The organism is Streptomyces sp. NPDC059582 (assembly GCF_042735715.1).
In the GTDB taxonomy this organism is placed as follows: domain Bacteria; phylum Actinomycetota; class Actinomycetes; order Streptomycetales; family Streptomycetaceae; genus Streptomyces.
In genome coordinates, this window is record NZ_JBHWCC010000012.1 from 105719 (window position 1) to 128566 (window position 22848).

Genomic DNA, 22848 nt, shown 5'->3' on the forward strand with positions numbered 1-22848 from the left:
CGATCCCCGGTTATTTCCCGCATGCGGGAAGTTCTCATGTGACCTGAGTCACATGCACTGACCTCATCCCGCCCACCGTGACCGGAGTCACACCCTAATGGTCCTTTTACCGGCGAGTAATCCACGATCGGCCCCTCCAGCGCGCGCCCGACCGGCCTCCGACACAGGGTGATCGCAAGGGTGCAGCCTGGAACCGGCGGCTGCCCGGAGCGAAAGGCCCGTGCATGGAGCCGCAGCCGACCCGCCGTCGGATACGCCCGCGCCGTGTGGCCGCCCTCGCGTCCGTGTCCGCCCTGACCTTCGCGGTCTGCACCTCGGCCGGCACCGGACACCTCATCTCCTCCACGCCGGCGGGAGCGGGCCCGATCGCCCCGGCTCGCGTCTCCGCCGCCCTCGGACCCTGCATGATCAGCGGCGACAAGGCCATCCAGATGTCGGAGGGCGTCCCGACCACCGTCGGCTACTCCCGCTCCACCGGCACCGTCCACGCCCTGACCCTGATGGTCGACTTCTCCGACGCGCCGGGCCGTGGCAGCGCACTGGACCGCTTTCACGAGTTCTTCCCGCAGACCCAGGAGTGGTTCCACGCCAGCTCCTACGGCCGCCTCGACTACCACCCGGAGACGCCCATCACCCACTGGCTGCGCATGCCCAAGCCCTTCAAGACCTACGGCATAGAGCGCGGCGCACCCTTCGACCCGGGCTACCGCGACCTGGTCCAGGACATCGTCTCCGCCGCCGATCCCAAGGTCGACTTCCGCTCGTACGACCTCCTGAACGTGCTGGTCACCCCCAACGCCGGCCCCTCCGCCCTGGACACGGTCCTGTCCGTGACCTTCGCCGGCAACAAGGAGGCGCCCATCGCGGACGGCGTCCCGGTGGCCAACGCCTCCTTCGTCTACTCCCGCCAGGACGACGGCTCCGGCTCCTACGACCGCACCGGCTACCGCGTCCTGCCCCACGAGAACGGCCATGTCTTCGGCCTGCCCGACCTCTACACCCAGGAGGGCGGAGGCGCGGTCGGCCACTGGGACATCATGAGCGAGGACTGGGGGGCCAACAACGACCTGCTCGGCTGGCACAAGTGGAAGCTGGGCTGGCTGGACGCCTCGCAGGTCAGCTGCGCCGGGCGGAAGGGCACGAACGAGTACGTGCTGACCCCGCTGGCCCGCTCCGGCGGCCCCAAGCTCGTCTTCGTCCCGCTCAGCGGGCACACCGGCTACGCCCTCGAACTGCGCACCCGCGAGGGCAACGACGAGACGGTCTGCCGGCCCGGGGTGCTGATCTACAAGGTCGACGCGGGGGTCGACACCGGCATGGGGCCCGTCACGGTCTACGACTCCCGGCGCGACACCGGCGGCTGCACCCGCAGCCCGAACGTCCACGCGGAACTCTCCGACGCCCCCTTCATCCCCGGCGAGGTCTTCAAGGACTCCAAGCAGGGCATCAGGATCGACGTGGCGAGCGCGGACCTGGAGGGGAACTACCGGGTGCGGGTGACGCGGCAGTAGGTGTGGGGTGAGGCGGGGTGGGGTGGGGTGGGGTGGTGCGGGAGCCGACGGGGCGGGACCGAGCTGCGGGGGCGGCGGGGGCGGGACCGAGCTACGAGGACGTCCACGTGTTGCGTTCCCCGGACCGAGTGCCGCGCACCGAGTGCCGCGCACTGCTCTTGCTCTTGCTCTTGCTCTTGCTCTTGCTCTTGCTCTTGCTCTTGCCGCTGTTACCGCCGCTGCTGCCGCTGCTGCGCGCCACGGGCGGGCCGGGGCTACGGTGGGCCTGCCGCAACCGCCGTACCGGAGAACCGATGCCCGCGAACCTCAGGACCGAGGCCCCTTCGCCCACCGTGCCAGGTGAGGCCGTGGCCCCCTTGCTGCGCGGTATCGCGGTGCTGAGGCAGCTGACGGAGGCGGTGGGCGGGACGCTGAGCCCGAGCGACCTGGAACGCGCCACCGGCCTCGCCCGCTCCACGATCGACCGGATCACGGCCACTCTCGCGCGCATGGGGTACATCCGTCTCGACGGCCGGGACGCGGTCCTCGCCCCCCGCGTGATGGAGCTCGGCAACGCCTACCTGGCCGCGTTGCGTCTGCCCGCCCTCCTCGACGCCCGTGCCGACGCCCTGGCCGACGCATTGGACGAGTCCGTCTCGCTGGCGGTGGCCGACCGCGACGGAATCCGCTTCATCCACCAGGCCACCCGCCGCCGCGCGATGTCCCTGAGCTTCCGCATCGGCGACCTGCTCCCGGCCGAACGCACCGCGCCGGGCGCGCTGTTCGCGACGGAGTGGGGTGCGGCGGACTGGCGGCACTGGCGCGAACGCCGGGATTCCGACCCGGAGAACCGCGGATTCCGGGCCGTACCGCCACGACGTCCCGTTCCCCCCTCCCCGGACGGCTTCGAGGAACGCGCCCACCGAGCACGCGCGACCGGCTGGTCCCTGGACGACCAGCTGATCGAACCGGGCCTGGTGGCGGTCTCCGTCCCGGTACGGAATCCGCGCACCGGCCGGATCGCCTGCGTGGCGAGCGTGGTGAGCCACACCAGCCGGCACTCGGCGGCGGACCTGCGCGACACCCTGTTGCCGCGCCTGCGTACCGCGGTGGCGGCGATGGAGGAGGACCTGCGCACGGCACCCCCGCCGACCCCCGGGGCGGCCCCGGCGGACCTGGCGGGCTGGACGGGCGGGTCGAAGCAGGAGCTGGGCAGGGACTTCGTGGAGTCGTTGGCCCGCGGGCTGACGGTCCTGACCGCCTTCGGCGAGGGCCGCGCCGAGCTGACGCTGACGGACGTGGCGAAGGCGACGGGCCTGGCGCGGGCCACGGCCCGGCGCGCGCTGATCACGTACGAGCACCTGGACCTGGTGGCACCGACCGGCGACCGCACCTTCGCCCTCACCCCCCGGGTCCTGTCCCTCGGCTTCCCGCCCCTGTCCCGCACGTCACTCCCCCGCATCGCGCGGCCGCACCTGACGGAACTGGCGCACCGGATCCACGAGTCGACGTCCCTGGCGGTGCTGACCGCCTCGGGCACGGAGATCCAGTACACGGCCCGGGTGGCCACGAGCCACGTCATGAGCGTGGACATCACGGTGGGGACGCGACTGCCCGCGTACGCGACGTCGACGGGCCGGGTGCTGCTGGCGGACGCGCCGGAGCCGGACCGCGCCCTGAGCGAGGTCCGGGCGCAGGGGTACGCGCTGGTCGACGAGGAGCTGGAGGAGGGCCTGCGCTCGATCGCGGTCCCGGTGCGCGACGGCACGGGCCGGGTCGTGGCGGCCCTGAACACGGCGACGCACGCGGCCCGCCGCACGGTGGAGGAGTGCCGGCACGACCTCCTGCCCGAACTGACCGCGACGGCCCACCGCATCGAGGCGGACCTCCACGTGACAGGCCGCTTCACCCACGTCCCACCGACCTGACCACCACACCCCAGGGAACAGATCCGGTACGCTGACGCCTGTGGCCTTACACGACCACGCACGCCTTCGTAGCTCAGGGGATAGAGCACCGCTCTCCTAAAGCGGGTGTCGCAGGTTCGAATCCTGCCGGGGGCACACGAGTAAGGGCCAGTTCAGGGGCATGATCCCCTCGAACTGGCCCTTCGCCATGATCACGGCCGTGCCACGCACGTGCCAGATAGTCCACTGCGAGTCCACATCGCCCCGCTCCTTGCGGATGGACGGGGCGACGTACGCCAGTGCCGGCACATCGTGGCGAGCGTCGGAGGCGGACGGGATGGCAGCAGGGACAGTTGTGGTTCCTGTCGGAGCCGGACCCGCGAGTCGATCGGAAACCTCAAATTGGGCACGGTAACAGCGGCTAATGAGCCCTTGCCGGTGCGGGGTTGCGTGACTCACTGATCGTTTCAGAATGTGGACTCGGCGTCATCTGACGGCGCCCGGCCCGCGCCGCGCGCTCGGCGCCTCGGCTGTGAAAATCACTGTCCGGTTGCCGGAACACGGTGATAGAGAGTCCATGTGACGACGACACTTACGTTCCCCGTTCTGTTGCGACTGATCGACGAACGGTCGAGGGCCTTCCGCGCCGCGGTCGCCTCCGCGCCCAGCCTCGACGTACAGGTGCCGACCTGCCCCGAGTGGACGCTGTTCGATCTGGCGCAGCACATCGGCGAGGGGCGCCGCGTCTGGGCCGCCACCGTCGCCGCAGGGCCTGCTCCAGCCAAGTCCGTACCCGAGGGCGCCCCGGCTGCGCCTCGGGAGCGCGAGGCCGTGCCGGCCTGGTTGGCCGCGTCGACGCAGGAGCTGCTGGACGCGCTGCGGGAGGCCGGCCCGGATCGCGGTTGCTGGACGTGGTGGGGTGCGTCGCAGTCGCCGCAGACCTGTGGCGCCGTCGCCCGGCACCAGCTCCAGCAGATCGCGGTGCACACCTACGACGCCCAGGTCACCGTGGGTGCCCCGCAGCCGCTGCCGGATGAGGTGGCACTCGACGGTGTCGAGGAGTTCCTGTTCACCTGCGTCGCAACGACGAGTGCCTGGCCGCACAAGCCCACTGCCTTCGACTTCCACGCCACCGAGGGCCACTCCTGGCGCCTCACGGTCGACGGCGACGGCGCACGCTCCACCCGTATCCCCGCGCCCGGCACGACGCCGGTCGCCGCTGCCGACGAAGGCCCGAACCAGGCTGGCGTCTCCGTCCACGGCACGGCCAGTGAGCTGGTCCTCTTCGTGTACGACCGTATCCCGGCGGACTCACTGCGGATCGACGGAGACGCAGGTTTGTTCGACCTGCTCCGCGCGTGGGAACCGGAGGAGTAGGGCGGGTGTTGTAGAGCGGCGAAGTGACCCTTGTCGAGACCGCATGCGACGGCTGACACCACCGGCTGACACCAACAAGCACGAACAGCGGCGGTCAGCGCCGGACCACGGTGGACGATCGACCGCGGCGCAGGGGCCGTTGGCCGATGTGGGCAGACCCCCGTGATCGACCTGATAAAGATGAGGCGGCCACATCTCAAGGCGTCAAACCAAAATCAGAGAGCAGGCGGAATGCCCTCATTGCGGTGCGAAGCCACTCGCTGGGCGCTCGATGATGACGACGACTTCTACCCTGGGTGGGTCGAGGTGCGCCTCACCGACGCCCATGGCCGGCAATGGGTCTTCTTCGACAAGCCGCCGGTCTTCGGGGGCGGTGATGCGCTGGGCCCCGGAGCCATGTACCCGATCGCCGTGACGATCGGCTGCGTGATTTTGAGTCGCGCCGCAGATCCGGACGGCAGTGAGGTCGTCACGATCTCTACGGGCGGGCGGCCGGAAGCCACAGAAGGTGACCGGAGCGAGTTCGACGTTCGCCCCGATCAGCTGGTGGAGCCCTGACCTGAGAAGGAGGCACGGCTAGCAGCACAGCGACGAAGGGGCGTGCCGCTCTCGTGTCAGAACGGGCGGGGCCTCACGGGGAACTGGGCTGCGGAGTGGGCAATATGGCCGCACGGCACCAAGCCACGGAACCGGCAGCTCGAACCCGTGACAGCTGTGATCACAGCTCGTCATCGACGGCCGTGTTCAGGATCGCCCGCATGATCTGGCATGCCTTGACCACGGTCGGCTCACCGGTCCGCGCGAGGCATGTCGTACGCCGGGCCCGCACCTGCGCCGTGGTGATCGAGGCCGGCGGACGCTCACCGGAGGTGGGCAGCAGGTGCAACCGGATCACTCACTCGTACCGCTTCCCCGAACGGGCTGCGAGCTTCCACGGTAACGCCCCTGCCACCGACCCGACTTGAGCTGACGGACGGAGCCGGAACGGCGGCGCCCGCCCTGGTTGTTCGCCATCAGGCCACCCTCCGAAGCGCGCCAGACCGAACGGTCACCAGCTGGACGGTGTGCTCAGCGATGCAGGCCGACACCGCGCTCTCCGGGATCCGAACGTGTCGGCCAACGCGGACGAACGGGCGGTGCGAAGGAAAGATCAAGCACCTCGTAGAGCCCACCGCGGCGACGGTCGGGGAAACGTCGCGGAGGCCGCCGCAGAGAATGCTTGTTCCCTGGGCGCCGGGCCCGGGCTGTCGCGCGCATGCCGTCCACTTGCTGCGTCCGCCTCGCAGCCCGTCAGCGGGCTTGCGCGACCGCACCGGTATCAGCCACGGATGCGGCGTTGTCACAGGGCAGAGCGCTGTCCTGTCATTGCACCGCGAGAGGCAAATTTACTTGTATGTCTCATATAAACCATTCTCAAGCCAATCGAGGACGACGGCTCGATGACCAGGACCACGATCAGCATTGATCAAGCGAGACACGCGACTGACATATCCGACACGGCGTTCGCGCTGCTCGACGAGCAGGGAACGGTGGTCGCGTGGACGCAGGACGCCGAGCACCTTGTCGGATACTCCGCCGGCGAGGCGGTGGGCCGGTCCGCCGCACTCGTCCTGCCACGCTTCGGGGTGGCGGCGACGATGTCGGCGTACGTCGAGCAGTGCCGTGCCCAGAACGGCTGGTCGGGCACGACGACGGTGCGCCACCGGGACGGCCGCATGCTCGCCGTCGGCATGCGGATCTCGATGTTGTGGGGGCAGGGCGGAGCAGTGCGGTGGCTTGCGTCCGCGACCAACATCTGCGCGCAGTCCGAGGACGCGGTGAACGTATTGGTGCAGGGGTCGATTCTTGACCACGCGCCGATCGGCGTCTCTGTTCGTGACGTGGAGCTGCGTAGCACCTGGGTGAACGACGTGATGGAGAGCCACGACGGCGTCCCCCGTGACCGGCGGCTCGGATTCAGGATCACCGACTCGTGTCCCAGTGCCGAGACCGAAGCCACGGAAGCGATGATGCGGCGGGTGCTGAGGAGCGGTAGCACCAAGGTCCACGAATACCGGACGTGGCTGCCCACACCTCTGGGTGAGGAGCGCCCGCTCGCGGTTTCGTTCTCCTGTCTCCAGGGCGCCGACGGCCGGCCGCTGGGGGGGTGCACCCTCAGTGTCGATGTCACCGAGAGCCGGCGGGAGCGCGAACGCCTCACCGTCCTCGGCGAGGCCGGCACGCGCCTGGGCAGCACCCTGGATGTGATGCAGACCGGTCAAGAACTGGCCGATCTCGCCGTGCCCCTGTTCGCCGACGGCGTCGCCGTGGATCTGGAGCAGTCGGTCCCGTTCGGCGAGGGGGCGCCGGTCCGTATCGGCTCGATCGGCGAGCGCCTCCCCGTTCTCCGACGTGTCGGCCTGGCCTCGATCCACCAAGGGGCGCCGGAGTCCCCGTGGGTGCGCGGTGAGCGGACCCTCATACCGCCCGTCTCGCCCATCGCCAAGGTCCTGCGCACCGGCAAGTCCTGCCTGGAACCGAAGGTGGACACCACCCCGGGCGGATGGATCGACGAGTCGCCGGCACTGGCGCAGAGGATCCGTGATCATGGCATGCACTCCGTGATGGTCGTACCCATCCGCGCACGGCGCGTCCTGCTGGGCATCGCGGTGTTCATCCGCACCGAAAACCCGCTGCCCTTCCAAGAGACCGATCTGCTGCTGGCCGAAGAGCTCGTCAGCCGCGCCGCGGTGTCGTTGGACAAGGCCCGCCGGTACCGCCGCGAGCACACCGCGGCCCTCGCGCTCCAACGCAATCTGCGCCCCCACCGTCTGCGTGGCGGTGCGGCCGTCGAGGCCGCCTCCCGCTACCTGCCGGCCGACATCGACCGCGGTGTCGGGGGCGACTGGTTCGATGTGATCCCGCTGTCCGGCGCCCGAGTGGCCCTCGTCGTCGGCGATGTGGTCGGACACGGCATCAACGCCGCCGCGACCATGGGCAGGCTCCGCACCGCCGTCCACACGCTCGCCGACATGGAGGTGCCCCCCGACGAACTGCTGGCCGCCATGGACGACACGGTCCAGCGGCTGGCGGAAGCAGACGCCGACGCTCCGGACTGGAATCCCGCGGTGGTGGGCGCCACCTGTCTGTATGCCGTCTACGACCCGGTCACCCGCCGGTGCACCATGGCAGCGGCCGGGCACCCACCGCCCGCGATCATCGACCCGCGGGGCAAGGTGACCTTCCCCGATCTTCCCACCGGTACCCCGCTCGGCATCGGGCTGGGAGCTCTCTTCGAGGCCGTGGAGCTGGAGCTGCCCGAGGGATCCCTCCTCGCCCTGTACACCGACGGCATGATCGAGACCCGCGAGGACGACATCGAGGAGGGGATGCACCGTCTGGGCGCCGCCCTCGCCCGACCGGAGCTGTCCCTGGAAGAGCTCTGCACCCGCGCGATGGCACCCGTCGAGGATCAGGTGGCGTGCGACGACGCCAGCCTGCTCCTGGTCCGCACCCGCTCGCTCAGCCCGGCCCAGGTCGCCTCCTGGGTACTGCCCCGTGACGGCACCATCGTCGACCGCGCCCGGAACCTGGCAGCCGGACAGCTGGCCGAATGGGGAATGGAAGGGCTCGAGGGCTCCGTAAAGCCGATCGTCGGCGAACTGGTCGCCAACGCCGTCCGCCACAGCGCCGGTCCGATCGGTCTGCGTCTGATCCAACACGAGGCCCTGACCGTCGAGGTGTCCGATGCCGACTTCCCCTCCCCGCGTACGCGTAACGCGCGCGACGTCGACGAGCACGGCCGCGGCCTCGCCGTGGTCGCCCAGCTGTCCCGCAGATGGGGGACCCGCCCGGCGCAGGGAGGCAAGGTCCTCTGGGCCGAAGTAGACCTCGCCCACACATACGGCCGCTGATCAATCGCCCGTCGGGGCACCGGCGTCAAGCACGTGAGGTGACCGATCCCGGCACCGCTGGACACCGGGGTGGCCGTCTCGTAGCGGAAGGCCGTGTCGGTCATTGAGCCTTCGTGCCAGATCCGAGCCTGCGCACATGTGCCGCCATGGGATGGCTTGCTAAAAGCGCCACTGGCGCTTACCTCTGAGGTCATTGGCGCGTGCTACGCCCCTGGCTACGTTTGCGTCGTCCTACCGGAACGAACGAAGGAGCAGGACGTGCCTGCATATGGGTTCGCGCACTTACGTGACCGTCGCCACCACCCGGACATCCTTGAGTACCTCAAACGTATCCAGGGCACCCTCGACCCCTTCCACGGGCGCTTCCTGGTTCACGGGCCGCCGGCGGCGGTGGTGGAGGGCAGCTGGCCGGGCAGCATGGTGCTGATCGAGTTCCCTGGCATGGCCGAGGCCCGCGCCTGGTACGAGTCCCCCGAGTATCAGAAGATCCTGCGGCTGCGGGCCGACCACATCGACGGAGACCTCGTATTGGTCGAGGGCGTCGGTCCCGGGTACGACCCGCGTGAACGTGCGGAGAAACTCCGGGCGGAGACGACCGGGGAACACGCTTAGTGCGCCGCGCGGGTCCGGCCGGTCCGCCCGCAGCGCGTCACGCACGGCGTCGAGCGCGACCTCACGGTCGTACACCGCACCCAGGTAGTTCGCGTAGGCGTCCCAGCGGTGCTGTCCGCGCCACTGGTCGAACTGCGAGCGCGCCGCTCCTCGCTCACTCGCCGCGCTCGGCTCCGCGATGGTGGCCGGGAAGGGCGATCGGGCCCACCTCCCGGGTTCCGGTCGCTGCTCGGCGAGTTGTCCGTGAACTCCCCCGGGTTTGTCCGTGATCGGTAACGGACGCATCCCGTGGCCGCCGCCGCTCGTCCTGCCAGGTGGTCCTGGTGACCAAGGGTCGGCAAGAAACTGTGTGAAGGCGGGGCAGACATGGCACGGCACGGCAACGGGCGGGGCTGGTACGGCAAGTTGGTCGGGGCTGCCCTCGGCGTGACGGTGCTCGCCGCCGGCGCCTCGATGTGGACCGCGCAGGCCGACGCCGTGAGCGGCTCGTCGCCGAAGGCGACCGCGACGGCCACCCCGGGCAATGACGTCAAGGCGGTCGCGCTGACCATCGCGCACGCCTCGGACAAGGGGGCCCGCGGCGTCAACATCACCATCGACGACGGCCCCGACCCCGTATGGACCCCTCAAGTCCTCGACGTGCTGCGGGAGTACGGGGTGAAGGCCACGTTCTGCATGGTGGGGACCCAGGCGCAGGCCCACCCGGACCTGGTGAAGAAGGTGGTCGCGGCCGGGCACCGGCTGTGCGACCACTCCGTGTCGCACGACACCACCATGGACAAGAAGCCCCAGGCCTACCAGTCGCAGCAGATACTCGACGCCGAACGCATGATCACCGAGGCGTCCGGAGGCGTACGGCCGATGTACTACCGGGCACCCGGCGGCGCCTTCACCCCCTACAGCCGCAAGCTGGCCGCCTCCCGGGGCATGCGCCCGCTGGGCTGGAACGTGGACACCAAGGACTTCGAACGGCCGGGCACGGACGCCATCGTCGCCACCGTCGAGCGGGAGGTGCCCAACGGGCCGACGCTCCTCTTCCACGACGCGGGCGGCGACCGCTCCCAGACCGTCGAAGCCCTGCGCCGCGTCCTCCCCTTGCTCAAGGAGCAGGGCCACTCCTTCGGCTTCCCCGTGCGCTGAGCCCCGGCCCGGGCCGGTCCCCGCGTTCGCGCCCGGCCCCGGTGCTCCGGATACAGCAGCGGCTCGGCCGCCCTCGCGGAGTCCTGTGAAGGCAGCCAACCAGGCTCGCGGCATGGGGAATTGACCGCCGAGGTGCGGGGGCGGGCCTCGTGGGCAACGTCGGCGCTCTCAGCGACACCGCTCGTCTTCGAGATCGTCACCGTCGACGGGCGCCGCGGCCGGCAGCGTCCCGCCACCTGTACGGTCGCCGAGCGAACCCGTCGTACCGGCTCACCGCATGGTGCGCGTCCCTGAGCGCGATCCAGCGACGGCCCGATGTCTCTGTCGACCACCGCGCCCCCGACAGACACCGCCCACAGTGTGCGGGCCGGGAGCACTCGCGGGCCAAAGCGAATTCGGTTTCAACCTTTATCGTGCGGCAGCGCTCTGAAGAGGGGTGACAGGACACAGCCCGTGACAGGGCCCGGAAGGGAGAGCAGATGCCGAAGAACGGCCGAGGCTCCGAAGCGCCGCAGGAATCCCAGGCGCCCAAGAGCTTCGAGGCCTTCGCACAGGCGAGCCAGAGACGGTTGTACCGGACCGCGTACCTGCTGTGCGGTGACCCGGACATCGCCCGGGACCTGACGCAGACCACGCTCGCCAAGCTTTTCCAGCACTGGCGGCGGGCGAGTGCCGCCGACCACATCGAGGCCTACGCCAGGACCGTGCTGACCCGTACCTACCTGGCCGAGCGACGGCGGCACCTGCGGGACCTGCTGGCGCACTCCCGCCCCGACCCCCGGCCCGCACCCGACCACACCGATCTTCGAGTGACGCTGATGTCTGCACTGGCCGGGCTCCCGCCCCGAGCGCGGGCCATCGTCGTGCTGCGGTACTGGGAGGACCAGAGCGTCGAGTCCGTCGCCGAGCTTTTGAAGTGCAGCGAGTCCACGGTCAAGAGCCAGTGCTCACGCTCCCTGACAAAGCTGCGCGCCCAACTGGGCGAGGCCCACATCTACGCCACGGGGAGCTGAGGAACCGCCATGACAGCCAACCTGCCCGAAGAAGACCGCGGGAGCGCCCTGCTAGTCAGGGACGCGATGGAAAGTGCGGTGGCGGAGCTCCCGTCGTTGCACGACCTGGTGCCCGCCGCGGTCACCCAGGGCCGACGCCGCAGGGCACGTGCCCGTCTCGCGATCGCCGCCGGGATCGCCTGTGCGGCCGGGGCCGTGGTCTTCGGCTCCCTGACGCTTTCCGTCGGGGGCTCCGCGCACACGACGGTCCGTCCTGCCACGAGCGGCACACCCTCACCACACGAGTCACCCGAACCGGACCACACACCGGAGCCCTACCGCACGCCGGTCCACATCGACCCCACGAGCGACGACGAACGGTCCATGGCCAACCTGCCCCCCACCGAGCAGAAACGGCGAGCGCAGTTCCAGCAACAGGCCGCTGTCCTCCTCGACAAACTGCTGCCGGACTCTGTCGGCCTGATCCGACCGGTCGACCTCTACGTGTCGCACTACCAGGGCGAAACCACAGACGGGAAGGTGTTCACCATCATCTTCTCCGTACGGCCCATCGGCGACAGCCCGGACCCGGAGCCCTGTCCCTCCGCCGCGCTCGCCGACAAGGGCGGAAGCTGTGAGCAGGCCATGCTGCCAGGCGGCATCAAGGCCACCTCGCTCCGCGTGTTCACCGACTCGCCCGAGACCATGGCCACCTCGGTCCGTTTCCGCTACGGGCACAGTGACATCGGACTCACCGTCAACCCGGACGTGAACGCCAAGGCCTCCGCCCCCGTCACCAGCGACGAACTGCTCGCGGCTGTCGGCGACTCCCGCTTCCTCGACCTGGTGCGGTACGCCGACGAGCACCCGATGCAGAAGAAGCAGACCACCACCGCGGGCGGCTGAAAGCGGGGGCGGTGTTGAGGCCGAGGCCGCCAGGACCGGTACAGCAACGAAGGCCGCGTCCCGGGGTGCGACACCGGTCGGCTTCCGGATCACCGGCGTCCTCGCCGACGGCACACCGGCCGCCGTGGTGCACTTCTCGGCAGCCAGGGGCGCCACCGTATGAGCCCCGGAACCGTGCCGCCGGCTTCGCGACGGTGGCACGGGTTCCGACCGAGGTGCATCGGCAGGACGTCTGCGGCGGACCCTGATCGCTCCGGAAGGCGTTCTCGTGCGCGCGGCGGCGAAGGGGGCCTCGACCTTGAGGTCGCGGCCCCCTGTCGCTCGGCCGCCCGTCACCGACCGAGCGGACGGACGGGCGGGCGGGCGGGCGGGCGGCAGCGACAGTCGGCGAAGACCGCCCATTCCCGGCAGTGACCCCGGTGGCCCAGGGGCTTCGGATCGCCTTACTGGGGCCGCTCCGGGCCTGGCGTGACGGAACACCGCTTGGCGTGGGACCGGTTCGACGGCCGACCGTACTCGCGGCACGGCGGTACGTTCCAGCGCTGTTCCCACCCGGTCCCGGTGCCGTCGCCCGGTCGACGAACTGCTGGGCGACGCAGGACACCTGATCGGACGGGACACCGAGTCGTCACATGCGCCCGCCCCACCGGACAGCGTCCGGCGGGGCGGATTGAGCACGGTGCCGCTCAGGGGGACAGGCCGGAGGCGGGCATGACGTCCCGCGTCCGGGTGTGGTCGGCGCGGTGGCCGGCCCCGACACGGTGCGGACCGAGTGGTCTGGTGGCCGTCTGGTCGAACTTCCGAAGCGGATGTCCCAGGTTCGAATCCCACGCCGGACGGCAGACGGAGGACAGCGCTCGGCGCGGAACTCGGTCCTCGGATGCTCGCCATGAGGTGGTGCGAGGGACTGCGTATCGTCGGAGTAGATGCTCACGAGCGCGCTTCCGGGCCGTCCCTGCCGGCGGTGACCACATCGAGGTGACCGCCGGCCAGTGCGCACGACGGCGTTCTGGAAGGCCGGACCGTGCTGAGGGACGGGAGCGTCGGCTCGGGAGCCCTCGGCGGGAGTGTCAGTGGGGAAGGCAGCCGAACCAGTTCACCGTGCCGTGCTCGGACGTGTAGCCCATGCACCTGACGGTTCTGTCGTGCAGGGTCTCGGTCCGGCTGATGCCTCCGTCCAGATACTCCGTTTTGTAGTGGGGCTGTACGAGGGTGTCGATCCGTACGGTGTACCAGGGGCGCTTGCTGTCCGGCAGGCTGCAGCCGTGGCCGGTCATGTTGCGGCTGGGGTCGTTGATCCACACGATCCGTTCGACGCGGTCGCAGTGCGCTCGGCCGGCGGCCTGGGCGGTGCCGGCGCCGGTGCCGAGCAGGGCCGTGGCACCCGTGGCCACCGCCGCGGTAACGCCGAGCAGACGCTTGTGGGTGAAGTTCATCGATCGGTCCTCCTGCCGGGTGCGGTGACGGCCGGGAGTCGCCATGTCACCGTGGTGCGATAGTTACACTTATCCGACATACCCGGCTCGCCGGTCGACAGCGCATACCCCCGACCCGGTGAGTCGGTGACACCAATGCAGCAGACCGCGGTCACACCTCGGCCGACCCCGGCGCAAGCCTCGGTTCATACCCGGGAGAGGCACTCCACCCGAGTCCCCGCGGAGGGTCGGCCGACGAGCCGTCACCTCTGGAATCCAGGGTGGCCATGACCGGCCGATGGCGAGCAGGCCGTGCGGCTCCTTCACGCGGTCTCGAACTGCGCGCCGAGTCCGGCCGGTTGACGCCCACTTTTCTGCGGCTTTCCGGGGACTGCCCCGGTCGTCACCTGAGGCATCACTCCATGGCACGTCATCCGGGCAGCGGTCCCTAGATCGGCTCGGTTTCAGAGCTGAGGGCTCGGCTGCCGGCGCCCGGTTGCTTCCGTCGGCCAAGTGGCTGAACGCCGGTGCCCCTTCCCCTTCCTCGGATCAGAAACGCGCTCGGGATCCTACGTGCCCGCAGCAGGCTGAGGGGCGGCGGTGTTCCGTGGCGCGCGAGCCGCACCACAAGCGCACGGGTTCCGGGGCCATCGGCCGGGGGCCACGTCGAACGCCCGCCCACCCGTGGCTGTCGTCGGCGCCCGGGCTCGCCGTCTCCGCAAGGTGGCAGATCACCCCCTGATCGGTACACCGACGCGATGTCAATACGTCGGGTATCACCGTCTTGGCGCAGGCCGAGAAGGACCACTCCCGCGGGGCGCGCGTCCCGGCGTTCACAGACGCGGCGCCACCGCCGGAGCATCTCGGTCAGGGACAAACCGGTTGAGTCGGTACGCGCGCCGGTAGGCCGGCTTTCTCATCGGCGGAGAAGGGTTGGTTGCCGATCACGCCGCACAGTGCGCGCCGCCACCGCGCGGGATCGAGGCGCAAGGGGCCTCCGGTGTTGTTCGAGTTCTGGTAGATCACGGTCTTGCCGTCCGGGGCCATGTCCCGGAAAACGTATGAACCGTCTCCCAGGATGCTGCTGGAGGGCGAACGACCGAGGTCGTACGACTCGCGGTAACTGCGGCTGCCCACCTCGTAGATCCGTACGGAGCTGTTGGCGGCCACGGCGAAGCCGCCCTTCCCGTCGATGAATCCCGCCACGTACGGCTTCACGGAGTCCTCGGCCACACTGCGCAGCGGTCCCAGTTCCTTGCGCAGCGGGTCGCGCCGCCACAGTTCCACGACAGTGCCGCTGCGCAGGACGGCGAAGTACTCTCCACTGGGGTCGAATTGCGTGGCGACGGTGTCGGCGGCCACCTTCACGGTCGTGCTCGTGCGTCCCGTGGTGAGGTCGATGACCCGGACCGTGGGGTCGCCCGAGAGGAGCACGGCCACCTGATTGTCCCCCGGGTACTGGGCTACGTGCGCCGTCGGCGGAGTGCTCGCACTGCGGCTCCTGGCGATGATGGTCTTGATGTCGAAGTGGGCGAGCTGCCTGCCCGTGCGCGTGTCCCACTGCTGCACCAGCGTCCCGGAGACGGTCACGAGGCGTGCGTTCCGGTCGAAGAAGTACTGGAACGCAGAGGTGGAGGGCGGTTTCGGAACGATGATCCGGGCCGTCTGCCGCAGCGTGGACACCTTCCGGATGGAGATGGCGTTCTGGGCGACCCAGTCGGCGAGGAGTGTCCGGTCCGAGTTGAGCACGAGCTGGTACGCGTTCTTGGGGTACCAGTACGGCCTCGGGCGGCTCGCTTCGGCTATCGGCGGGTCGACGGCAACGGCATTCACGGAGTGGACCTGCAGGCTCGCTCCGTCGTCCACGAGGCTGATGGTCCTGCTGCCGTCCGCGCTGAGTCTCTGTTCGCTCACATCGAGGACGTTGGGCTCGGTGGACAGTTCGACGAAATTGATCAGTGAGCCGCTGTGTCCGGCGACGAACAGGCTGCCGCCGTGGGACACGAGGTCCCACGCGGTCGCCGTGATCCCGCTGAGCTGGGTGGCCTCACTGATCGTCTCGCCCTGGAAGAGGTCCACCAGCGACAGGGTGTCCCCGTCGGCCGTGGCGATGTGACGCCCGGTCGTGTCGACGCCCTGGAGGTCGCAGTCGGAGTGGTCGGTGCCGTCGTAGCGACGTCCTTGTGTGGCTCCGTCGGAGATCCGCCGCAGGGTGAATGACGAGCCCGAGTCGCCGTCACGGCAGACGACGACCGTCGATCGGTCGCCCGAGACCAGTACGTCGTCGGCGTCGCGCACGACGGTCCGGCTCCTGCCGGTGGCCATGTCGACCGCGGCCAGACCGGAGTGGTACTTGTCGCCGTCGTAGGCGGAGGTGCCCACCAGCAGGCTCCGGTCGTCGGCGCCGATCCACAGTTTGCCACTGCCGTGCGGAACGTCGGGGACCCTTCCGCCGACCGTGCCGCTGTCCAGGTCCCACCAGATCAGGCCGCTCCGCGCGCGGACGGCGACGATCCGTCCGTCCGCGGACATCGTGAACCCGTTCCTGCTCTCGAAGGTGTAGACGAGCAGGTCCTCCACCGTGGGCAGTTCGTGCAACGCGCCGATGAGCCGCTCGGCGTTCGGGTGCACCTCGAACCAGCCGGCCGACCCGTCGTCGCAGACGAACGCGACCCGGCTGCCGTCGGCCGACACCATGGCCCTGTTCACCTGCTTGCGGGAGAACTGTTCGCTGCGCACGGTCCCGGTGAGGGACCGGACGAAAAGCGTCGCGCGACCCAGGGCCGACCTGGCGAAGACGACGTCGCCGTCCCGACTGGTCTGGAACTGCTCGACCGTCCCCAGCAGACCGGAGAGCACCCTGGTGGATCCCGCGGTGGCCAGGTACTGCCGGAGCAGCTGGCTGCGCGCCTCCTGCGTGGGCGCGGTCCCGTAGGCCGCGAGCGCCAGCTTCACGGACAGCACCGGGTCGAATTCCGCCTGGTCCTGCGAGTACTGGGCCAGGGAGCGGGAGTCGGCGAGTGCCTGGCGCTCCTGGCTCTCCTGTCGCGTGTACGCGAACATCGTGCCGAACAGCAACGCGAGCACGCCGAGGACACCGAAGCCCGACGTGAGCGCCCGGCGCCTGCGGGTGCGCGAACGGCGCTGTGCGCGGCCGAGTTCGAGGTACTCGTGCTCGGCGGCGGTGAGCTCGGCTCCGCGTTCGTGCCGCCACGGATCGGCGCTCGCCAGAGCCGCCGCGGTCGGCAGCAGCTCGGGGGATCGTCCGGCGGAGTCCCAGCGGTGCCGGTCGTGGCGCAGGGACTCCCGCCAGACGAGGAAGGAACGGTCCTCCGCGGCCCAGCCGGCCAGCTTGTCCCAGCTGGAGATGAGCGCTTCGTGGGCCAGCTCGACGGTCTCGATCCCTTCGGCGTCCCTGCCGGTGACCAGGAGGCGTGTGGTGGCGAGTCGTTGCGCGACGCGCCATTCGTCGTCATCGAGTTCGGTGCGCGTGACCACGCGCCGGGTGACACCGGCCGATTCCAGGGGCACGCGGATGAGCTGGGTGAACAGCCTCCGCGCCGTCTGCTCGTCAGACTCCGGGACATGGGTGGCCCATACGTCGACGAGGTGGTCGTGCAACGCGCCGGTGACGCCGCCGATCCTCTCGTACGCCCCATGGGTGAGTCGTCCGTGTGTCTGCTGCTGCTCCCGCCAGAGCTGGTCGAGGGCGAAGCCGAGCAGGGGCAGCGCGCCGGGCTCGGTGCCGGTGTCGTCGAGGATGCGGTCGACCAGGTGGGGTTCGTACTGCACGCCGGGGATGGCGGCCACCGGCAGGGTGACGATGTCACGGAGCTGGTCGGGGTGCATCGGGCCGAGGCCGTACGCCCGCTGCCCGTCGAACGCGTGCCCGAGCAACGGGTGGGCAAGGACCGCGCCCAGAAAGTCGGCCCGCAGGGTGGTCAGCACGCGGACCGTGTCCGGCAGGGTCTCGTCGAACAGCACTCCGGCCAGTTCGTCGACGGCCGCCGCTTCGCGCGCGAGGAGTTCCTCGAACTGGTCGATGACTACCAGAAGTCGACGACTCCCCTGTCGCTCGAGCACCCGCGGGACGGCATCGGCGAGGCCGCGCTCCCTGGCCAGGACCCGGGTGAGCGTCGGAACGCGGTCGAGCCGGTCCGTCTCCGACAGGCCGGGCTCCAGCAGCGACAGCAACTCCAAGGCCAGCCGAGCCGTCGGGGTGCTGCCCGCGGAGGGCCGCAGCACGAGCACCGACGTGCCGACGCGCCGCAGCCTCGGTACGACCCCGGCGCGGGCCAGGGAGGACTTGCCGGAGCCGGAGGGGCCCACGATCGCGGTCCAGCGCTCGCGGGCGACCATGCGGGCGACCGCGTCGGACTCGGCCAGGCGGCCGTGGAAGACACCGGCGTCTGCCTCCTCGAACGCCACCAGCCGCCGAAACGGCGACGGTGGCAGCACCAAGGGCCGCAGTGCGGGCCAGGCGTCCAGCAAGCCGGCCGCCGGGATCAGATAGCTCGCCGGGGGCTCGCCCTCCTCGGCCAGCGCCATCATGCCCACGATGCCCTTGAGTTCCTCGTCCCAGACCGGGCTGCCGCTGAAGCCGCCGGACACCCGGTAGCCGGTCTCCGCCAGATCGGCCTGCACCCATCCGTTGGCCTGCCGGGCGCGGAGCAGGGCCGAGTGCCATACGCCCCCGGGTCGGCCCACGGGGAACCCGAACACCCGCGCGGGGTGCTTCCACACATCCGGTTCGTCCACCAGGCGGACCGGTCGGCTGCCCCGCACCACGGTGTCCAGGCGAAGCACGGCCACGTCTCCGGTGCCCGACGGCTGCGGGGGAACCCAGTGCTCGACACTCGCCATGACGTGCGGTGCGTCTGCCGTGGCACCGTTCGGCGTGCTTCCGGCCAAGGTCCTCAACAGGGGAAGCGTCAGACCGATCCGGGCATCGGCGGCGGGCTCGGTGCCCGGGGCTGTGCCGAGCGCCTCAGTGATGACATGCGCGCAGGTCAGGGCCAGTTCGTTGGTGACCAGGAAGCCCAGCCCGACCGGCTCGCCCCGTCGGTTCCGGATCTGGAGCACGGCCGCTGCCAGGGCACTTCCGGCCGCGCCGACGGCAGGGGCGAAGACCGAGGGCTCAGGCGCCGGTGAGTCGACCGTCGAGGCATCGGAACCGGAGGGATCAGGCATCCCCCGGCCCGGCTCGACCGCCGTCACGACGCGGCCCCGTCTCCGGCGGAGGCTCCCGTGGGATCGGCAAGCCCCTCATGCCAGACAAGTACGACCTTGAAGTTGGCCTGCGCCGACGTGCTGGAGATCACCACATCGGCCTCCGCCGACAGGGTAAGGCCGAACTCGACGGTGATCTCGTCGGGCCTGCGGGCCATGTCCTGGAAGCCGTCGACGAAGTTCTGGGCGACCGGCCTGACCGCGGCCACCATCTCGCCCAACGAGCGAGTGGCCCGTGCGACCACCTGCCCCGGCCTGGCGACCCTGACCAGACCGTCCCCGTGCGCCTCGACCTGGATCTTCACCACCTCTGGCCGGCCATCCGTCACGCTGACGGGAACCTCCACGAGATGGGTCACCACTCCCCCCTCGCGCCACACCGAGTGCTCGTGGGGCGCTCCGTGCGGAGTACGGCGCGAGCCGCCACGAGGATCTCCTCGTCCGTCTCCACCCCGGAACCGGTCAGCACCTGGAGCAACCGGGTCCGCCACACGTCGGGGTCCGTCTCGTACGCGTCCAGCACCCGCACCCCGTAGCCGCAGCCCCCGCAGTTCCCGGCCAGTTTCCGGCGGACCGCCTCCCGCAGTCCGGCGTACAGGTCATGGACAGGTCCGCGCGCGGCTCCCGTGCGTCCGTCCGCCACCCCGGTCGCGAACGCGGTGGCCACCACATCCATTGCAGTCACTGGGAATCCCTTCAGTTGTGCGGGTTGTGCGATGTCGTCTCCGTCACCCTGGCCGGGGGTGCTGCAATGCTGATGAAATTTCGATGATGTACGGGAGCGGAGGCTTCACGGTGGACGGGGGAACTCCTCAGGAGCTTCGGATCGCCTTACTGGGGCCGCTCCGGGCCTGGCGTGACGGAACACCGTTGGATCTGGGTCCGGTTCGGCGGCAGGCCGTACTCGCCGCGCTGGTGCTGCGCGCGGACACCCGGGTGAGTCATGAGCGGTTGCTCGACGACCTGTGGGAGGGGCAGCCGCCGGGGTCGGGCCACAAGGTGCTGCCGAGCCACGTCCATCCGCTGCGCAAGGCACTCGACGTGACGGGTGCCGGGCCGACGGAGTCGGTGATCCGCAGTGGCAAAGGGTGGTACCGCTTCGTCGGCCACGCGGTGCGGCTCGATGTCACCGAGCTCGACGAACGGGCCGCCGAGGCTCGGCACGCGAAGGTGTCCGGCGATGTGACCACGGCGATGGACCGGTACTCCGAGGCGCTCGCCCTGTTCCGCGGCGAGCCCCTGACCGGCCTGCCGGGACAGCGCGCGCACGCGGAGCGGCAGCGACTGCAGGAGCGTCGGCTCTCTCTGCGCCTGGAGAGACTCGAGTGCCTGGTCCTGCTGGAACGGTCCCCCGACACGCTGGACGAACTCGCCGCGCTGTCCACGTCCGATCCCCTCAACGAATCGGTACTGGCGCTGCGCATGCGCGCGCTGTACGCCAGTGGACGCCAGGCGGAAGCCCTGAGCTCCTACCAGGACATGCGGGGGCGCCTGCGGGAGGAACTCGGCGTCGACCCCGGCAAGGAATTGCGCCGGACGTACGACGCGGTGCTGCACCAGGACGCCGACCGTCTCCTCGGACCGGCCGGGGTGGCGCGTTCCGCCGTTGTTCCCACCCGCACCCGGCGCCGTCGTACGATCAACGAACTGCCGGGCGACGCAGGCCACCTGATCGGACGGGAGGCCGAACTGGCACAGTTCGTCACGCCCGCCGCGCCGGGATCCGTGTCCATCGTGACGGTGGACGGTACGGCCGGGGTCGGCAAGACCGCGCTCGTCGTGCGCGCGGCCCGTGAGCTCAGCGCCCAGTACCCCGACGGCTGCCTGTTCGTGGACCTGCGCGCGCACAGCACCCAGCGACGACAGTCGCCGGAGCAGGCGTTGCAGCGGCTCCTGCGGTCGCTCGGCACGGCCACCGGTGAGTTGCCGAGCGACCTCGACGAACTCACCGCCGCCTGGCGCGCGACGACCAGCTCGCTACGGCTGCTCCTCGTCCTGGACGACGCTCTCGACGCCGACCAGGTTCGGCCCCTGCTGCCCGCGGGCGCGGGAAGCAGGGTCCTGGTGGCAGGCCGGCGACGGCTGGCCGAACTCGACGCCGACCGACGGGTCACCCTCGAACCCCTGCCGAGCGGGGAGGCGGCGTCCCTGCTCACGCACATCATCGGGGAGGAACGCGCGGGCAGGGAGCCGGAGGCGACGCGTCGGCTGGTCGGGCTGTGCGACGGGCTGCCGCTGGCCTTGCGCATCGCCGGGTCGCGGCTGCAGAACCGCGGCACCTGGACGGTGGAGTACCTGGTGGGCCGCATGGCGGACGATGAGCATCTGCTCGGCGAACTGAGTGTCGGTGACCGCAGTGTGGAGGCCGCCTTCCGGCTGTCGTACGACCAGCTCGCACCCGAGCAGCAGCGCGTGTTCCGCGCCCTGGGCCTGACACCGACGGTCGAGTTCGATCTGCTGGCGCCGGCCACCATGCTCGACCGGCCGTCCCACGACACCGAGCGGATCCTGGAGAGCCTGGTCGACACGAGTCTTCTGCAGCAGCCGCGTCCGGGCCGCTACCGACTGCACGACCTGGTCCGTGTGCACGCCCGACGCCTTGCGGAAGCCGCGCCAGGCGAGGCCGTCGCCGCGCGCAAGGCCGCCTTCCGTCTCTACCTGGACGCGGCCAGGGTCACCAGCGACTGGGGCCCCGCCGGATTCCCCACCGGACCCCGCCCCGCCGAAGCACCGTTCACGCGCTGGGAGGACGCGGAGGCCTGGCTGGACGCGGCGGGGAACGAACTCGTCGACGTCGTCGGGTACGCCGCGTCCCTCGGCGAAGCCGACTACGCCTGCTGGCTCGCCGAGGCACTGTGCGACTACTTCGTACGGCAGGGCCGCTACCACGAGAGCCAGACGGCTCTGGAGATCGCCCTCGCGCACGTGGACGAGGCCACCGACCGGCGGATGGCCACCGCGCTGCCGAACTGCCTGAGCTACACCGCCGTGTACCAGGGCCGGTACAGGGAGTCCCGCGCCTACGCCACCAAGGCATTGGACCTCAGCCGGCGCCGTACCGACGCCCTCGACGAGGCCCGGAGCCTCACCCTGCTCGGGGCGATCGATCTGAGTGTGGGCAAGGACGAGCTGGCGATCACCCATCTCACTGCGGCGGTGGACCTGGCCCGGCGGATGCGCAACGACTGGGTCGCCTCGATAGGCCTCGTCACCCTCGGCCTCGTCCACCAGTTCCGGCGGCGGAACGAGGAGGCGTTGGCCTGCTTCGCCGGCGCCCACGCGCACGCCGAGCGGGACGGCAGACCGCGCGTCCTCGGCAGGACCCTGACCTGCGCCGCCGACGTCCTCCTGCGCCTGGGCCACTACGGCGAGGCCAAGAGCCGTTTCCGTCAGGCGGTAGCGCTGGGTGAGCAGGTCGGGGACGTCTTCCTCTGCGCGCGCAGTCTGACCCGGCTCGGTACGGCGGAGCGAGGCGAGGGAAACCCGCTCGCGGCCATCGCCCTCCATCACCAGGCCCTTCTTCAGCACCAGTTGCTGAACCCGCTCACCGACCCCAGCTGCGACTGGCTGGAGATGGACATCCGCAGCCGCCTGGGTCACGCCTACCTGGCGACCGGCCGTGTCCGCGAAGCGCACGAGCAGTTCCGGGCCGTGCTCGAGGTCCACAGCACCCGCGCACACCGCGTCGACCGTGCGGGACGGGCTGCTGCGAGGCTCGAAGACGGCCAAGTCTCCTAGAAAGTCGTCACCTGCGCCCGCTTCGCCGGACAGCGTCCAGCGGAGCGCATTGAGTACGGGGCCGCTGATTCGCGCAGAAAGGTGTCGCCGCCGGTGAGGGGTGGCCTGTTCGGTGGCAAGCCGCTGCCGCTACGAATCCCCCGAGTGGG

16 protein-coding genes and 1 tRNA gene are annotated in these 22848 nt (G+C 70.4%); 11 read left to right on the forward strand and 6 right to left on the reverse strand.

Annotation, left to right across the window (positions count from 1 at the left end; genetic code table 11):
- Positions 1–224 precede the first annotated feature (224 nt).
- Positions 225–1511: a M6 family metalloprotease domain-containing protein gene (locus ACFV0T_RS13790; protein WP_385777981.1), complete on the forward strand. Its 1287-nt coding sequence runs from the start codon at positions 225–227 to the stop codon at positions 1509–1511.
- 91 nt (positions 1512–1602) lie between these two features.
- On the opposite strand, the gene ACFV0T_RS13795 is transcribed toward ACFV0T_RS13790, so the two are convergent.
- Positions 1603–1752: a hypothetical protein gene (locus ACFV0T_RS13795; RefSeq protein ID WP_385777983.1), complete on the reverse strand. Its 150-nt coding sequence runs from the start codon at positions 1750–1752 to the stop codon at positions 1603–1605.
- A 52-nt stretch (positions 1753–1804) separates the two neighbouring features.
- Here ACFV0T_RS13795 and ACFV0T_RS13800 point away from each other — a divergent pair, with 52 nt between their 5' ends.
- The 4 genes from ACFV0T_RS13800 (at position 1805) to ACFV0T_RS13815 (ending at position 5332) form a co-directional block, all read left to right on the forward strand.
- The gene (locus ACFV0T_RS13800; RefSeq protein ID WP_385777985.1) at positions 1805–3418 is read left to right on the forward strand and encodes an IclR family transcriptional regulator C-terminal domain-containing protein; all 1614 of its coding nucleotides are present in this window, start codon (positions 1805–1807) and stop codon (positions 3416–3418) included.
- A 62-nt stretch (positions 3419–3480) separates the two neighbouring features.
- Positions 3481–3553: transfer RNA gene (locus tag ACFV0T_RS13805), tRNA-Arg, on the forward strand.
- Positions 3554–3976: 423 nt separating this feature from the next.
- A complete protein-coding gene (locus tag ACFV0T_RS13810; protein ID WP_385777987.1) occupies positions 3977–4774 on the forward strand; it encodes a maleylpyruvate isomerase N-terminal domain-containing protein in 798 nt (265 codons plus the stop codon).
- A gap of 162 nt (positions 4775–4936) precedes the next feature.
- On the forward strand, positions 4937–5332 hold the full coding sequence (locus ACFV0T_RS13815) for a hypothetical protein (RefSeq protein WP_385777989.1): 396 nt from the start codon (positions 4937–4939) through the stop codon (positions 5330–5332).
- Between the two features lie 160 nt (positions 5333–5492).
- Here ACFV0T_RS13815 and ACFV0T_RS13820 read toward each other — a convergent pair whose 3' ends face one another.
- Positions 5493–5669: a hypothetical protein gene (locus tag ACFV0T_RS13820; RefSeq protein WP_385777991.1), complete on the reverse strand. Its 177-nt coding sequence runs from the start codon at positions 5667–5669 to the stop codon at positions 5493–5495.
- Positions 5670–6213: 544 nt separating this feature from the next.
- Here ACFV0T_RS13820 and ACFV0T_RS13825 point away from each other — a divergent pair.
- The 5 genes from ACFV0T_RS13825 to ACFV0T_RS13845 all read left to right on the forward strand — a co-directional run bounded on the left by ACFV0T_RS13825 (position 6214) and on the right by ACFV0T_RS13845 (position 12317).
- Positions 6214–8667 carry a SpoIIE family protein phosphatase gene (locus ACFV0T_RS13825; RefSeq protein WP_385777993.1) on the forward strand — a complete coding sequence of 818 codons (2454 nt, stop codon included), beginning with the start codon at positions 6214–6216 and terminating at the stop codon, positions 8665–8667.
- Positions 8668–8925: 258 nt separating this feature from the next.
- Positions 8926–9279, forward strand: coding sequence for a DUF1330 domain-containing protein (locus tag ACFV0T_RS13830; protein WP_385777994.1), 354 nt, complete (start codon positions 8926–8928; stop codon positions 9277–9279).
- A 366-nt stretch (positions 9280–9645) separates the two neighbouring features.
- Entirely contained in the window at positions 9646–10419 is a 774-nt protein-coding gene (locus ACFV0T_RS13835; RefSeq protein ID WP_385777996.1) for a polysaccharide deacetylase family protein, read from the forward strand.
- 479 nt (positions 10420–10898) lie between these two features.
- Positions 10899–11432 (forward strand): SigE family RNA polymerase sigma factor, encoded by a 534-nt coding sequence (locus ACFV0T_RS13840; RefSeq protein ID WP_385777998.1) that lies wholly within the window; start codon positions 10899–10901, stop codon positions 11430–11432.
- 9 nt (positions 11433–11441) lie between these two features.
- Complete coding sequence (locus tag ACFV0T_RS13845; RefSeq protein ID WP_385778000.1) at positions 11442–12317, forward strand: hypothetical protein; 876 nt, start codon at positions 11442–11444, stop codon at positions 12315–12317.
- Between the two features lie 1070 nt (positions 12318–13387).
- Here the strand turns inward: ACFV0T_RS13845 and ACFV0T_RS13850 are convergent.
- The 4 genes from ACFV0T_RS13850 to ACFV0T_RS13865 all read right to left on the reverse strand — a co-directional run bounded on the left by ACFV0T_RS13850 (position 13388) and on the right by ACFV0T_RS13865 (position 19646).
- Positions 13388–13753 carry a hypothetical protein gene (locus tag ACFV0T_RS13850; protein ID WP_385778002.1) on the reverse strand — a complete coding sequence of 122 codons (366 nt, stop codon included), beginning with the start codon at positions 13751–13753 and terminating at the stop codon, positions 13388–13390.
- An 846-nt stretch (positions 13754–14599) separates the two neighbouring features.
- Entirely contained in the window at positions 14600–18814 is a 4215-nt protein-coding gene (locus ACFV0T_RS13855; protein ID WP_385778004.1) for a trypsin-like peptidase domain-containing protein, read from the reverse strand.
- 131 nt (positions 18815–18945) lie between these two features.
- Entirely contained in the window at positions 18946–19308 is a 363-nt protein-coding gene (locus ACFV0T_RS13860; protein WP_385778006.1) for a CU044_2847 family protein, read from the reverse strand.
- Between the two features lie 8 nt (positions 19309–19316).
- Entirely contained in the window at positions 19317–19646 is a 330-nt protein-coding gene (locus ACFV0T_RS13865) for a hypothetical protein (RefSeq protein ID WP_385778008.1), read from the reverse strand.
- A gap of 185 nt (positions 19647–19831) precedes the next feature.
- Here ACFV0T_RS13865 and ACFV0T_RS13870 point away from each other — a divergent pair, with 185 nt between their 5' ends.
- A complete protein-coding gene (locus tag ACFV0T_RS13870; RefSeq protein WP_385778010.1) occupies positions 19832–22699 on the forward strand; it encodes a BTAD domain-containing putative transcriptional regulator in 2868 nt (955 codons plus the stop codon).
- Positions 22700–22848: the final 149 nt, after the last annotated feature.

Coding starts and splice junctions, on each gene's coding strand:
- ACFV0T_RS13790 (WP_385777981.1), top strand. CDS start 225: ATGGAGCCGCAGCCGACCCGCCGTCGGATACGCCCGCGCCGTGTGGCC.
- ACFV0T_RS13800 (WP_385777985.1), top strand. CDS start 1,805: ATGCCCGCGAACCTCAGGACCGAGGCCCCTTCGCCCACCGTGCCAGGT.
- ACFV0T_RS13825 (WP_385777993.1), top strand. CDS start 6,214: ATGACCAGGACCACGATCAGCATTGATCAAGCGAGACACGCGACTGAC.
- ACFV0T_RS13835 (WP_385777996.1), top strand. CDS start 9,646: ATGGCACGGCACGGCAACGGGCGGGGCTGGTACGGCAAGTTGGTCGGG.
- ACFV0T_RS13840 (WP_385777998.1), top strand. CDS start 10,899: ATGCCGAAGAACGGCCGAGGCTCCGAAGCGCCGCAGGAATCCCAGGCG.
- ACFV0T_RS13845 (WP_385778000.1), top strand. CDS start 11,442: ATGACAGCCAACCTGCCCGAAGAAGACCGCGGGAGCGCCCTGCTAGTC.
- ACFV0T_RS13850 (WP_385778002.1), bottom strand. CDS start 13,753: ATGAACTTCACCCACAAGCGTCTGCTCGGCGTTACCGCGGCGGTGGCC.